We start from the raw sequence: 13,429 nt of genomic DNA on the forward strand, positions 1-13,429 counted from the left end.
GAACATACTCCTGGACATAACCAAATAATATTCCAGACAAGGTCTCCAGACTAAACGCCGCAATTAAAATTCAAATGTAGGTTGGATAAGCGCAGCGCCATCCGACAGCTGAATCCACGTAACCTCATTTGTTGGAAGGCGCTGCGCTTTTCCAACCTACGACCCTTCATCCTGTCTGGCTCGATGCACGACACCCCGGATCGCCCAGGCTTTTGCTTTTAAGAGGATGGTTCCATCTGGCCGTATGGGGAGTGTTTCTCTTAATTTGTCCGCTATGGCGTTTCTTAGATCGTCTGAGAGGGAGGCGATGTAGGTCGGTGCGGGTCCGGTTGCGCCGAGGAAGGGGAGCCAGTAGTCGTCGAAGTGGGTGAAAAGGGTGGGAATTTCCACGGCTTCACATTGGATGTCATCAAGGCCGGCTTTGGTGAACAGTTCGATGAGTTTCTCGGGATGACAGAGAGGGAAACGGTAGCCTTCGTCCAGTTCTTTCGCGGCGTGATCTTGCGCTGTCGCCGCATCCCAGAAGTAGCGTAGAAACTCCATTCCCTGCGCGTAGTCCCATACGCAGGCGGAGACGATAGCGCCGGCGGCGGCGATGGTCTGCATTTCGCGAATAGCGGCGTCGGTATCCGGGAAAAAGTTCAGTGCGAACATGGAAGCGACGCAGTCAAATCCTTCAGGACGATGTGGCAGATTCCCTACTCCCGCCGCTATAAATGACGCCGGTGCCTCCAACGTCTGTTCTCGGGCGAAAGCGATAAAGGGTTCTGCGGGATCGCAGCCGAGGACAGAGGCAGGTTGGGCGACATTGCAAATCGTACGGGTCAGGGCTCCCGTACCGCAGCCTACATCCAGCCAGTGCAGTCCAGGCGGCGCATTCAGCCAGGACACGTATTCTAAGGCGATGCGTCGGCTCCAACGCCCCATGAATGCTTCATAACTCGACGCCGCCGCCCATTTGTCATCCGTATTCGCCATGGCTTTTCACGCCTCACGCAGCACTTCAAGGTCGCTCCAAAGATGTCCCCGCAACGAAGCAGGACGTTTCACTTATGACTCGCTGGAGTTGTCCACCAGATCACCCACTACTTGGGAGACGTATTCCGCGCCTTTGAAAATTTCCTCGATGATTCGGGAGGCTTCCGCGATCAGGTCCGCGTTCTTGCCGGCCTGTTTCGTCACTTCGACCATGCTGTCGCCCGCCTGCAGCACCAGTTGGTTATTGCGATCCACCATCTGGTTGATTTCCTCCGTCGACTTGGTCGTTCTGCCCGCCAGAGAGCGCACTTCATCCGCCACCACGGCGAAGCCCCGGCCATGCTCCCCTGCTCGCGCGGCTTCGATAGCGGCGTTGAGGGCCAGCAGGTTGGTCTGTTCCGCGATGGATTTGATGGTGGTGACAATATTGGAGATCTGGTTGGACTGCTCATTCAGATCCTCGACGAGTTTGGCTGAACGACCGATATCCGTGGAAATCTTCTCGGAGTTGGCCAGGTTTTCCCTGAGGATGCGCGCGCCTTTCTGGGAGACCTGTGCGGTTTCCACGGAAGTGCTGTGGGCGACTTCAGCGGCTTTCTGAACCGCTAACTGGCGTTCAATTCTTTCCGTCACGTCGCTGGCGACCTTGGTGATTTTGACCACCTTGCCCCTATGATCGAATACGGGGTTATAGGTCGCTTCTATCCAGACGGAACGCCCCTGCTTGCTGATGCGGAGGAACAAGCCGCTTTTGATTTCGCCGTTCGCCAGCTCGCGCCAGAAATTGGGATTTTCTCTGTAGAAGTCGTCCGGGCAGAATATCTCATGGTGCTTGCCCTTGATTTCCTTCAGGTCGCTATAGCCTAACGCTCTGATGAAGTTTTTATTGGCGTTCAATATAGTCCCGTCCGGCTTGAACTCAATGACAGCGTTAGAGCGATCGATAGCCTTGATCAAAGCCTGATTATGCGCGGACTGCTCATGATCTTTGGTAACGTCGTTGGCCACCTTCATGACGCGCATTACCTGTCCGTCCTGTACGATAGGAATGTAAGTCGCTTCCAGCCACACGTCCGAACCGTTCTTGTGGCGGCGCCTGAATGTCCCCCGCTTGGGAACGCCCTTGGCCAGATCGGCCCAGAACTGGCGATATTCCGGGCTATCGACAACGTCCTCTGCGCAGAAAATGCGATGATGTCGCCCAATGATCTCGTCCAGCTTATATCCGACACTCGCCAGAAACAGTTCGCTGGCGTCCAGAACCTCCCCGACGGGCGTGAAATAGATGGTGGCGCAGGACTTCGCAATACTGCCCAGTTCAGCTTGCAACGCTTTGGCCAGATTATGGGCGTCGTGTTGTTGCTGTTTGTTTTTCTTGGTTGAGAACATATAACGCCATACCTCAAATGATTGACCTATCGTTCAGTTTGTATGCAACGGCGGACACTTCAATCATAGAACAAACCGTCATCTTTGGTAGGCTGCCCATTCGCGCAGGCCGGATGAGCGGGGCCAACGGCGAAACTCTTTCCGTGAGCCGTACAGTATTTATACGAGGCGCTGTGGTGAGCGGACCTTCGCCGTCGGAAGGCGCTGCGCTTTTCCAACCTACCTGGCTATAGGTTGTTCCTTCTTTGTAGGTTGGATAAGCGCAGCGCCATCCAACAAGCGGCTACCCAACAGACAGCCATCCAACAAACTGCCACCCAACAAACCGCCGCCCAACTACGTCCCGCATTCGCAATTGCCGGCGGGTTCGGCGTACACTCCCTGTCATATTGTCCGTGGCCGATCAATGGCTTGCAGCCGGAAACCGAGGAGAATCAGGTATGTACGTAGGCGTGGATTGTGGGACTCAGGGAACCAAGGTGGTGGTGCTGGACCCGGAGCGGGAAGTCATCCTGGGAGAGGGTTACGCGCCTCATGCGCTGATCAGCGACGCCAATGGCCGCCGCGAGCAGCATCCCGACTGGTGGACGCAGGCCTTCGTCGACAGCTACCGGCAGGCGCTTGAGCGCTCTGGCGTCGACAGCCGTCATATTCGCGCTATCAGCGTATCCGGACAGCAGCACGGACTGGTAGCGTTGGACTCTCAGGGCGAGGTGATTCGGCCGGCGAAGCTGTGGTGCGATACGGAAACCGCGCCGCAAAACGCCGCGTTGCTGGAGCAGATGGGTGGGGAACAAGGCTCTCTTGAACTTCTGGGACTCACACTCGCCACCGGCTACACCCTCTCCAAGCTGCTCTGGCTGCGTCAACATGAACCGGACGCCTTTCAACGCATCGCCCATATTCTGCTGCCTCACGACTACCTCAACTACTGGCTGACCGGCGAGATCGCCGCCGAATACGGCGACAGCTCGGGGACCGGGTATTTCGATATCCGCACTCGGCGCTGGGTCCCGGAAGCCCTCGAACTCATCGCCCCCGATGGGCGCCTGGCCAGCGCCTTACCGCCGTTACTGCAGGCGCAGCAGCCCGTAGGCAAGGTCAGCCCCGCCATTGCCCGCTTGTTAGGTCTGTCGGATAACGTGTTGGTGGCCAGCGGAGGCGGCGACAACATGATGGGCGCCATTGGCACAGGCAATATAGATGAAGGCGTGGTGACCCTCAGCCTGGGCACTTCCGGCGCGCTTTACGCCCATTCAAACCGGCCGCCAAAACAAGGACACCCATCCCTGGCGGCGTTCTGCTCCTCCAGCGACGGCTGGCTGCCCCTGATATGCACCATGAATCTGACGGCGGTGGTTAACCAGGTGCGGGGTCTGTTCGGTTACGATCTGGACCGTTTCAATCAGGAAGCGGCGCAAGCGCCCATCGGCGCTCAGGGCGTCACCCTGCTGCCGTTCCTCAATGGCGAGCGCGTGCCGCCGCTCCCCGATGCGACAGGCAGTTTACTGGGCCTGAATATGCAGAACCTGCACCCCGCCAATGTTTGCCGCTCAGCGCTGGAAGGGGTCACCTTTGGGTTGCGCTACGGTTTGGACCTTTTGCGGACATCCGGCATCCATTGCCAGGAAATCAGACTGATCGGCGGGGGCTCGAAAAGTCGGTTATGGCGTCAAATGGTGGCGGACATGATGAACGCCCGCGTCATTTGCCCCCAGGTTGGCGAGAGTGCGGCATTGGGCGGAGCGATTCAGGCGGCCTGGTGTGACGCGCACGCCCAAGGCGACGACATCCTCCTGCATGACCTGTGCCAGCGCTTTGTGAAACTGGATGAAGACGCCGCCGTATCGCCAACACAAGAAGCTGTGGAGGAATACGAAAACGCTTATAAGTTGTACAGAGCAAGGTTGGCGACTATACACCCAATCGCCTAACCACCAGTTTCATTCATACTTTAAGTTTCCAGCTTATCTATCTGTTTATAAAACAGTTATCTTCCAACTTTGAATTGTCGCCGTTTCATCATTCCGCTATGCTTGCTCTTTCCCTTTCGTGAAAGCAAGCATAGCCACTGGGGCGCTTAAGCCCGCCCAATCACCGTTCCCGCGCATGGATAAGGAGTATTTATGCCATTTGATGAAGATCTGTTCTTAAAGACCTACACACCGAAAAACGGCTTCAGTAGCCTGTCCGACGAGCAAAAAGGCCTGTTGCGCGAGGAGCTCAACCGCCAAATATCGTTGGCGGCGCGCAGTTTTCAGAGTGCGGAGCAGGAAGCCGCGGAGAATGACGGCTTCGTCACCGTCCAAAAAAAGAGTACTAAATCCACCTCTAAAGCCATGTCGAAGGGCGCGCAAAGAAACCCCAATAAAACCGGCGCGGTGATGGTGGGCATCCTCCCGAAGTCCAAAAAGCTGGTCAGTGTTTATCGACTTTCTGGTTCTGAATACAGTGACTTAGTGAACGAACTTAGAACTTTTCTAGATATAAACCCTGAAAAAGCCACCTATTGCGCGGAAGAGAATATCATCGCCGCCAATCCCGGCGTTCGCTTCCTGGCCGCCTCCGCTTTTCGTCTGGACGACAATGGCGCGACCTATAAGATTCCCGCCTGTGGTTATGGCGGCAAGCCGTCCACCAAGTGCAAGCTTACTCTGGGAACCCTGGATATTCAGGAAGTGGAGTGGCAGGTGATGAAAGAATAACGCCAATCTTGCGGCGCCATCCCCTCGCCAAAAAGTCATAACCAACATTAAATATAACTTTTATATTATTGTTTTTATTGAACATAAATCAGCTTAGTTGTCAGCCATACGTATGTCCGCTCCCGACTTTCCAGCTTTCCCCCTCTTTGACGCCCACCGCGAGTTCGTCAAGCTGCCTCTTGGCCTCGCCATGCTGGACGACTACCCGGACAGCAGACAATTCCTCGCTCGGCTTAAGGAAACCATTCCCGGCGTCAACGAGGACTTCATCAGCGCCCAGCGTTTTCTGAAGAGTTACTCCCGCAAAAGCGAGAAGACTTTCACCAGTTTCCGCAATGAGGTGGAGCGTTATCTGTTGTGGGCCTGGACGGTGGAAGGTAAAGCGGTGTCCCAGCTTCGTCGCTCTCATATCGAGAATTACTTTGACTTTCTGCACGCCCCGCCAACAGGCTGGATTGGCTCCGGCAGCGTGCGCCGTTTTGAGTTTATTGGCGGACAGGGCCTGTTTCGCAGCAATCCGCTGTGGCGGCCTTTCGTGATAAGGGAGGCGGCGCGTTCGACCAACGATCCCAAGCCGGACAGCAAAGACGCCGTCGCTTCGGCGAAGAACGATAAGAAGGACAAAAAGGACATTCTGCAGCCGGAAAAGAAAGGCTACCGCCTGAGCAACAGCGCCACCGCCCTGGCCTATTCCGCCATCAGCGTGTTTTATGATCATCTGGTGCAGGAGGACATCGTTCTCGGCAACCCTATCCCTGGTATCCGCAAAGCCTCGCCCTACCTGATCAAGGACGCGCAAGTGAAACAGATCAAGCGCCTGTCTGAACTGCAATGGGAATATGTGCTGGAGACCCTGAAGGAAAAAGCCGAGGAGCAGCCGAGCTATGAGCGCACTATCTTCATTATCGCCTGCCTGAAATCTCTGTACCTGCGTATCTCCGAACTCTCCGACCGCCCTAAATGGACACCCATGTGGGAGCATGTGTGGAAGGACCATGACGGTAACTGGTGGTTCAAAGCCTTCGGCAAAGGCCTCAAGATCCGCGATGTCTCTGTTTCCAGCGCCATGTGGGAGTACATCCGTCGCTACCGCGAGCATCGCGGCCTCACTGCGTCGCCTTCCCCCGGCGACAAGGAGCCGTTGCTACAGAAAATGCGCGGCGGCGGCGGGCTCACCAGTCGACAGATCGCCCGTTTGGTACGGGAGGCCTTTGAGCTGGCCTATCACCGTATGATGAAAGACGGCTTTGAAAATGACGCCAAGGAGCTGCGCAAAGCCACCACCCACTGGCTGCGCCACACTGGCGCGTCCCAGGACATCGCCAACCGTCCGCTCAAGCACATGGCGGACGACCTCGGTCACGCCAGCATGGGCACGACCGACCGCGTGTATATTCAGTCTGATATGAAAGAGCGAGCCGCCACCGGCCGCTCGCGCAAGGTTTAGAGGCCTTTATTGCAAGGCCTCAGGACAACTCAGGCTTAATTGCTCTTGCTGACCTTGAACCAGTTGATGTTCCAGCCCCCGGACAGCGCCTTGATACCGAATTGCAATTGTCCGGCGGGCAGGTTCACTTTGTGCTGCACCGTACGCCAGTTCTGCCAGGCTCCGGTGGCGGGAATCGACACGCTGCCATACACCGGACTGCCTCCGGCTTTCTCCAGTTGCAGTCTGCCGCCGCCATTCAAGCTGGCTACCCGGTATTCCACAGTGTAAGTCCCCGCCTGGGGAATATTCACCGCCGCGTAGGACATCCAGTCATTGGCGTCGATATAGCCGACATTCTGGCCGCCGCCCGCATCGGTGGTGGGTTCCACCTGCACGCCGCTCATATAGGAGTAGTTCTCCGCCTGAACGGTGATGCCGCCAGGGGTCGGGGGGTTACCGCCGTCGACTGTCTCCCAGATGGTTTTCATCAAAGAGGTATCGTCACGGGTATCCTGGGAAATTTCCCAGAACATGACGCCGCCCGCTTCTGACAGCGCCAGCTCAGTCTTCGCCCGGATAGTCGGCTGTCCGTTATAGTCGAGGCCGCCAGCGTCATCCCGTTGCGCCGCGCCGGCGCCGTAGCGGGCGATCACGTCTTTATAGGCCACCCAGTCTTTATGGGAATAAAACGGCACGCCCAGCACCGCTTTGTGCTGAGGCAGGCCTTCGTTGAATTTCCAGTGAGTCAGCGCGTTCTGCGCGTGTTGATAGGTGGAATGCGGATACCCCAGGTCGTACACCATCAGGTTGAGGAAATCCACGCTGTTGATGACGTCTGCGTCTACGCTGCCGGGAAAGTCCGACGCAGTGACCGCCGCAGTTAGAATCTTGTTGCGGCTGTGCAGCGCTGCGCCCAGCTCCCGCATCAGAATTTTGAAGTTATTGGCTTCGGCGCCAGCTTCCGGGTATTCCCAGTCCAGATCCACGCCATCCAGGCCGTAGGCATCCACCATGTTCATCAGATTACGGATAAAGTTGGCGCGACTGCCGCTGTTGCCGGAAAGCGCGGCGAAAGCGGAATCATCGCCGTTATTCCATCCGCCCACGGCGATCTGCACTTTCACCCCGGCGCCATGGGCGCGCTGCACCAGCGTGCGCAAGCGCTGCTCCCCGCCTTCCAGAGGCTGCAAGCCGCCATTGGCGGTGGGTATGGCGAAGGAATAGTTGATGTGGGTGACTTTATCGTAGGGGATGCTGTTTACGTCCCCCTGCCAGGTTGGAAAGTATCCCACAACTTTGAATTCAGCCATCGCCGGCGCGGCGATCATGGCGGTGGTCAGCGCGACTGCCGATACAATGTGTTTGAGCTTGATAGCCATAATTATCACCTGTCCTTTTAAGGTCATGTTTGTCGTGCTGGTCGGATGGAAGGCGCTTGCGGCGTATTTTTCGGTTTTAGTATTAGCTTTTGATTTCTGCTGATCGCCCGAGTTTATTGAGAGAGCGACAATGCAAGCGCTTTCATAACATACTCAATCATTACGGATAAGGTAATCACTCAAAAAGCCTATAACCGGCATAAGTCAGGCTCGTTTCACCGGTATTTGCAGATCCCCTTCTGACAAATAAAAGACGCTTAAAGCATCAAAAGATCCAGCGGGAAAAATGCGTAATTCTTTCAACAGTTTTTGCAAGGCTTACGCTCGGACCTTTTGTAACCGGTTCTTTTTACTGACAAAAAAAATACCCTGTGCGGCCCTCACCCCTTTGAATTCAAGGTTTGTAAGAGGTTGGCCCAGCGATTGCTCAAGCCTTATTGACAGTATGAGTAGTAAACCTTCAAACAGGATATTGATTAGAGGAAATGACCATGAGCGACGTAATTACAGGTATGTTTAAAGTTCCCACTAACGCCAGCGCGGCGATTCATATGTTGGAATACAAAGGGATCAAGTCAGATGACATCTCACTGGTGACCAACAGCAACTTCACCAAAGACAGCTTCGCCCTGACCGAGCACAGCAAACTGCCCGAAGGCGTGGCGGTTGGCGCAACCACCGGCGGCGTACTGGCGGCGGTGGCAGGCGGCCTGACCGCAGTGGGCGCAGTCGCTACAGCGGGCGCAGGCCTGTTGGCGGCGGGCCCCTTCGTCGCTGCTCTGGCGGCGGGCGGAGCCGGCGGCGCTGTGGGCGGCCTGATCGGCGGAGCCATCGGCCTGGCGATCCCTGAGCACGAGATCAAATACTACGAAGACGCCATCAAAAAAGGCGCTGTCCTGGTCGGCGTCCGCTACACCAGCGACACCAAGGACATGATCAAAGACGTGTTCAAACAATTTGATGCGGACAAAATAGCCACCGCATAAGCGCACGGCACACAGGCTTTTGGGAATTTCTTGAAGTCTGTGTGCGCTTTTTTTCTTGAGCGAACTTTCTGGATAACGCCTGATTTCTTTGCAACATTAAATTGTCACTCTGGAGCATAGCAAACAGGCTCTGACTTGAATCCATCCCAAAACACCCATAATCGTCCACATTTGAAGCATTTCAGGATGCTTTTCATCTCTTGGTATAAGGTTTCGGAATCGATCATTCCCGCGTAACCATCATAGGTTTCATCGGAAATCGCCAACCATTCAATTGGGTTTGGTATGTCACCGTATCCCAGTTTTTCACCACACTTACAGTTAATTGAAGGCATTTAACCTACCTATAACCACCACTGGACTATTTCTCCGCTCTCTGGTCCATACATTAACTAATCGCTTGTTTTGTAACAAAGTACTTTCCCCGTTCTACGCATTACTTGGGGACAAGCGGCCGTCATCATCACGTATTAAAAAAGCCTGGCCCATTGCTGCGACCAGGCTAAACGCCTTCTCCCCGTATGTTTATCCGTCGTTCCTGTCCCAATAACGCAGGGCTCTGGCGCTGGTCAGGAAGTTTTCTATATCCGCTTTTTTTGACAGGCTGAACATGGCCCGGTCGCATTCGCGTCCGTTTAGCAATTGTTCCACGGTCTCTTGCAGATTGCTGGAGTACGCTATGTATTTGCTGTGCCGGTATGCATCTTCGATGAAATGTCTGGCTGCTGGCGTCGTGGTGAACAAACTCCGTTGCTCGTCGCTGACAATCACTACGACGACGTCGTACAAAGCTGAGGGACCGCCTTCGTAGGTTTCGTCGCCGGTGATGACTTCGCCATCGCTTAATGTCGTCCCCTGAATGGCGGGAGTGATCAAGTCATAATCCGCGCCCTCTTTTTTAAGCAGACGCTTTAAGTTTTTCAGCAGCTTGTTATCGGCGCCGTTGGACAGAAAAACGCCAAACGTGCGCCCAGCCAGCGTCGGCTGTGAGCTTTTATTGATGCTCAACGCATCTGAAACAGGTAAGTCCATAATGGGTTTCCTGGCCGCCGGGGCCGGTTTAGGCATAGTACTGATCCCTAATTTGCTGGCGACGTTTTTCGCCAGTCCCCGGTCAATATTAAGCAAGTGTGAGACCATTCTTTCCCGAATGTCGCTACGCTCCACCTTGCTTAATTCAAACACCAGGGCGTCAGCGATATGGGCCTGCTCCACGTCGGTTTGACTGCGGTAAAACTGGTTGGCCTGGCTGTAATGGTCACTGAAAGTTTCGCTGCGCTGTCGGACTTTCTCCCCCTTCATCGGTTCCGGATAGCTGACGTAGCCGGTTTCGCTATCCTCGCGCGGCCCGCCCTGCTCGCCTCCCCAGCTATTCGGCTCGTAGTTGGCGCGTCCCGCGCGGTTGTGCATGGCCATATGTCCATCCTGCATGAAGTTGTGCACCGGACACTTGGGCGCATTGATGGGGATATGGGTGAAGTTGGGCCCGCCCAGACGTTTAAGTTGGGTGTCCAGATAAGAAAAGTTGCGCCCCTGCAGTAGCGGATCGTTGCTTTGATCAATGCCGGGGACCAAATTCTGGGTGCAGAAGGCGACCTGTTCCGTTTCCGCAAAGAAGTTGTCGACCGCCTTATTGAGCACCATTCTGCCGACAATTTTCACCGGAACCTGTTCTTCGGGGATCAGTTTGGTGGCGTCCAGCACGTCAAACTCGAACTGTTCGGCGAACGCCTCATCAAACAGCTGAACACCCAGTTCCCAGGTCGGATAGTCGCCTGACTGAATCGCATTCCACATATCGCGCCGATGGTAATCCGGATCGGCGCCGTTAATGCGCAGCGCTTCGTCCCAGGTCACGGACTGCATTCCCTGCGCCGGCTTCCAGTGAAACTTAACGAAGGTGGATTTGCCTGCGGCGTTGATAAACCGGAAGGTGTGCACGCCAAAGCCTTCCATAAAGCGCAGGGATCGGGGAATGGTGCGGTCGGACATGATCCACATCACCATGTGCATACTTTCCGGGGTCAGCGAAATAAAGTCCCAGAAATTGTCATGCGCTGTTTGCGCCTGCGGAAAGCCCCGGTCCGGCTCCGCTTTCGCCGCGTGAATCAGATCGGGGAATTTCATCGCGTCCTGAATGAAAAATACGGGAATATTGTTCCCCACCAAATCCCAGTTGCCTTCCAGGGTATAAAACTTCACGGCGAAGCCGCGCACATCGCGGGCCAGATCGGCGGAGCCTTTGTTGCCCGCCACCGTGGAGAAACGCGCGAACACCGGCGTCTTGAGCCCTTTGCGTTTGAACAGACTGGCGCAGGTCACGCCATCCAGGGTATCCAGCGTTTCAAAGTAACCGTGAGCGCCGAACCCCCGCGCATGGACTACCCGCTCAGGAATGCGTTCATGATCGAAATGAAACAGCTTTTCCCGCAGTTGCCGGTCTTCCAGCAAGCCCGGTCCGCGCGCGCCGCCGCGCAGAGAGTTTTGGTTGTCGGCAATCGGCGTCCCTTGCGGTGACCTGAGCACAGGCGCGCTTCGGGACTCTTGATGTATTTCTCCGCCCTTCCCTACATTTTCTTTGTAATTTTTACCTGGTTTAACGGATGTGGATTTTTTTGTCGCCATGATCATTTTCCTGAAGTCTGTCCCTAAGTACGAGAATCGTAATCAGTACGGGGGTTGCAAGAACTTGGCGGTAACCTGATGGAATGGTTAAACAAAACCGCCCTTAACTCACCATGAACAGGGGCAAGAACCGCACCAGGTCAGACAATGCCTGGGCGGCGCAGAGAAATTGGCGCGGGAAATCTGATAAAAAAGCGCCGCTAACACAGCGGCGCAAAAAGTGAGGTTCAATTCAACGCGGGATCAGACCGGCAGCCCGGCGCTGGCCACCCAGCCAGGGATGGTGGTGTGATCGATGAGTCGTTTCACCTCGCGGTTCTTGGTGGCGAAGGCGAATACGTCGATGGTGTCGCGGCTGACGCAGGCCAGCACCGCGCCGGTCTGGTAACTCATCAGTTCGTCCTGCGTCAACTTGCCCAGGCTGTCCCATTTATAAAGCAGCTTACCGCCTCGGGCCTTGAAGTATTCGGTGGGGTCGGCAAGCCTGCCGCCGCCCCGATAGGCGTGCACCGCGTGCAGGTATCCCAGCGGTCCCCGGAACAGATAGAACACGCAGCCGGAGAAGCTGTCGGAATAGATATAGCCGGGCGCCTCCAGGTCGGCGAAGGTCGCCTGGCGGTCGCGATATTTGATGTTCACCGCATCCGCCCCTTCCGGTCCCGGCACAGACTTCAGAAGCACCTCATTGTCGCCAAACTCCACTTTCGCGTGGGTGAAGTTGTCCATCATGCCGTCCCGTTGCGGGGCCTGAATGATTTGCTTGGACACCAGTTTTTCGTTGGCTGCGTTGTACCAGACCAGCCCGCCGTTGCGGATCACCTGGCCCACTCGTTCTGCATTAACAGTCATGCGTTATTTCCTTGAAAATTAAAACGTTCCACTTGGAGTTACCGCGTCTTGGGAACGACGCTGAGACTTCCGACAGGCGTCAGCGCCGCTAGTTCCCTTACCGCCTTCTGATCGTTCTTTTCCGGTTGCGACGATAGCCCGTGGTTTCTGCTAAGCTTCGCAAACAAAGTCAAAAAGCGACGGAAACGCTGAATTCGGAAAAGAGCGACGTCGACTCACCGGTTAGCGGCGTTGACCTTCGGCGGACCGTCATAGAATCGTCATATAGCTTCAATAGCCTTGTCGTATTTTTGGAATAGACCAGAAGAATCTTTGATGGAAAAGCAGATCGACAACCATTACCGCTACCTGCAACAGCACTTCAGCTATCTGATCCGCCAGCAAGCGCTCCTGCCCGGAGAGAAGCTGCCCTCTGAACGGGATATCGGGGAACGCTTCAATCTCACTCGCATGACCGTACGCCAGGGATTGCAGACACTGGAGGCCGAGGGATTGATCTATCGCCAGAATCGCCGCGGCTGGTTCGTCTCGCCGCCGGCGGTGGTGTACAACCCGGCGCGGCGGCAGAGTTTTATTGAGTACGTGTCCAGTCAGGGCTTTGAGCCCAGCACCGACCTGATCGGCGTCACCGTCAATCCTGCGGATGCGCGCATGGCGGAGCTGATGAAAGTCGACAAAGGCGCGCGCCTGTTGTTCTTGCAACGCCGCCGCTCCATTGACGGGCGTCCCGTGTTGATCGAGCATATCTATATCAACACGGCGCTGCTGCCCGGCATCGAAAAAGAAGACATGTCACAGTCTCTAACCCACCTGCTGCGCAGCAAGTATGGGCAGGCCTATCACAGCATGAACCTGACGTTTAAATCCACCGCCCTGCAGGAAGACGCCGCCCGTGAACTGGGCGCCGCGGCGGGTCTGCCCGGCCTCCATATCGAGCGCACCAATTACGACGCCTCCGGCCGGGTATTGGAGTTGGACTACGAATACTGGCGTCACGACGCTGTGACGATCCAAATTGACGTAATCGACTAAAAATTCTGAAAAGCCAGCCGCCTCGCTATGGCGGCCAATCCCTGCTCTGGCGCATCC

Annotated in this window: 10 protein-coding genes; 5 read left to right on the forward strand and 5 right to left on the reverse strand. The window is 55.6% G+C overall.

The window, feature by feature from the left end; genetic code table 11:
* Positions 1-156: 156 nt before the first annotated feature.
* A complete protein-coding gene (locus KP814_RS18295; protein WP_216738104.1) occupies positions 157-978 on the reverse strand; it encodes a class I SAM-dependent methyltransferase in 822 nt (273 codons plus the stop codon).
* Between the two features lie 72 nt (positions 979-1,050).
* Positions 1,051-2,367 (reverse strand): PAS domain-containing methyl-accepting chemotaxis protein, encoded by a 1,317-nt coding sequence (locus KP814_RS33260; protein ID WP_216738105.1) that lies wholly within the window; start codon positions 2,365-2,367, stop codon positions 1,051-1,053.
* Between the two features lie 440 nt (positions 2,368-2,807).
* Here KP814_RS33260 and xylB point away from each other — a divergent pair, with 440 nt between their 5' ends.
* From xylB to KP814_RS18315, 3 genes are all read left to right on the forward strand, one after another.
* On the forward strand, positions 2,808-4,301 hold the full coding sequence (gene xylB / locus KP814_RS18305; protein ID WP_216738106.1) for a xylulokinase: 1,494 nt from the start codon (positions 2,808-2,810) through the stop codon (positions 4,299-4,301).
* A 192-nt stretch (positions 4,302-4,493) separates the two neighbouring features.
* A complete protein-coding gene (locus KP814_RS18310; protein ID WP_216738107.1) occupies positions 4,494-5,072 on the forward strand; it encodes a hypothetical protein in 579 nt (192 codons plus the stop codon).
* 112 nt (positions 5,073-5,184) lie between these two features.
* The gene (locus tag KP814_RS18315) at positions 5,185-6,519 is read left to right on the forward strand and encodes a site-specific integrase (protein ID WP_216738108.1); all 1,335 of its coding nucleotides are present in this window, start codon (positions 5,185-5,187) and stop codon (positions 6,517-6,519) included.
* 35 nt (positions 6,520-6,554) lie between these two features.
* On the opposite strand, the gene KP814_RS18320 is transcribed toward KP814_RS18315, so the two are convergent.
* Positions 6,555-7,880 (reverse strand): glycosyl hydrolase family 18 protein, encoded by a 1,326-nt coding sequence (locus KP814_RS18320; RefSeq protein WP_216738109.1) that lies wholly within the window; start codon positions 7,878-7,880, stop codon positions 6,555-6,557.
* 491 nt (positions 7,881-8,371) lie between these two features.
* Between KP814_RS18320 and KP814_RS18325 the strand changes: the two genes are divergently transcribed.
* Complete coding sequence (locus KP814_RS18325) at positions 8,372-8,866, forward strand: hypothetical protein (RefSeq protein WP_216738110.1); 495 nt, start codon at positions 8,372-8,374, stop codon at positions 8,864-8,866.
* 525 nt (positions 8,867-9,391) lie between these two features.
* Here KP814_RS18325 and KP814_RS18330 read toward each other — a convergent pair.
* Positions 9,392-11,491 (reverse strand): catalase, encoded by a 2,100-nt coding sequence (locus KP814_RS18330; RefSeq protein WP_253938467.1) that lies wholly within the window; start codon positions 11,489-11,491, stop codon positions 9,392-9,394.
* A 243-nt stretch (positions 11,492-11,734) separates the two neighbouring features.
* Positions 11,735-12,340, reverse strand: a complete 606-nt coding sequence (locus KP814_RS18335; RefSeq protein WP_216738112.1) for a hypothetical protein — start codon at positions 12,338-12,340, stop codon at positions 11,735-11,737.
* Between the two features lie 315 nt (positions 12,341-12,655).
* Between KP814_RS18335 and phnR the strand changes: the two genes are divergently transcribed.
* Positions 12,656-13,372 carry a phosphonate utilization transcriptional regulator PhnR gene (gene phnR / locus KP814_RS18340; RefSeq protein WP_216738113.1) on the forward strand — a complete coding sequence of 239 codons (717 nt, stop codon included), beginning with the start codon at positions 12,656-12,658 and terminating at the stop codon, positions 13,370-13,372.
* Positions 13,373-13,429 lie beyond the last annotated feature (57 nt).

It is taken from the genome of Hahella sp. HN01, from assembly GCF_018986435.1.
Taxonomy (GTDB): domain Bacteria; phylum Pseudomonadota; class Gammaproteobacteria; order Pseudomonadales; family Oleiphilaceae; genus Hahella.

What these genes read in the sequence shown, in the direction of transcription:
- KP814_RS18295 (WP_216738104.1), bottom strand. Translation starts at nt 978, where the DNA reads ATGGCGAATACGGATGACAAATGGGCGGCGGCGTCGAGTTATGAAGCA.
- KP814_RS33260 (WP_216738105.1), bottom strand. Translation starts at nt 2,367, where the DNA reads ATGTTCTCAACCAAGAAAAACAAACAGCAACAACACGACGCCCATAAT.
- xylB (WP_216738106.1), top strand. Translation starts at nt 2,808, where the DNA reads ATGTACGTAGGCGTGGATTGTGGGACTCAGGGAACCAAGGTGGTGGTG.
- KP814_RS18310 (WP_216738107.1), top strand. Translation starts at nt 4,494, where the DNA reads ATGCCATTTGATGAAGATCTGTTCTTAAAGACCTACACACCGAAAAAC.
- KP814_RS18315 (WP_216738108.1), top strand. Translation starts at nt 5,185, where the DNA reads ATGTCCGCTCCCGACTTTCCAGCTTTCCCCCTCTTTGACGCCCACCGC.
- KP814_RS18320 (WP_216738109.1), bottom strand. Translation starts at nt 7,880, where the DNA reads ATGGCTATCAAGCTCAAACACATTGTATCGGCAGTCGCGCTGACCACC.
- KP814_RS18325 (WP_216738110.1), top strand. Translation starts at nt 8,372, where the DNA reads ATGAGCGACGTAATTACAGGTATGTTTAAAGTTCCCACTAACGCCAGC.
- KP814_RS18330 (WP_253938467.1), bottom strand. Translation starts at nt 11,491, where the DNA reads ATGGCGACAAAAAAATCCACATCCGTTAAACCAGGTAAAAATTACAAA.
- KP814_RS18335 (WP_216738112.1), bottom strand. Translation starts at nt 12,340, where the DNA reads ATGACTGTTAATGCAGAACGAGTGGGCCAGGTGATCCGCAACGGCGGG.
- phnR (WP_216738113.1), top strand. Translation starts at nt 12,656, where the DNA reads ATGGAAAAGCAGATCGACAACCATTACCGCTACCTGCAACAGCACTTC.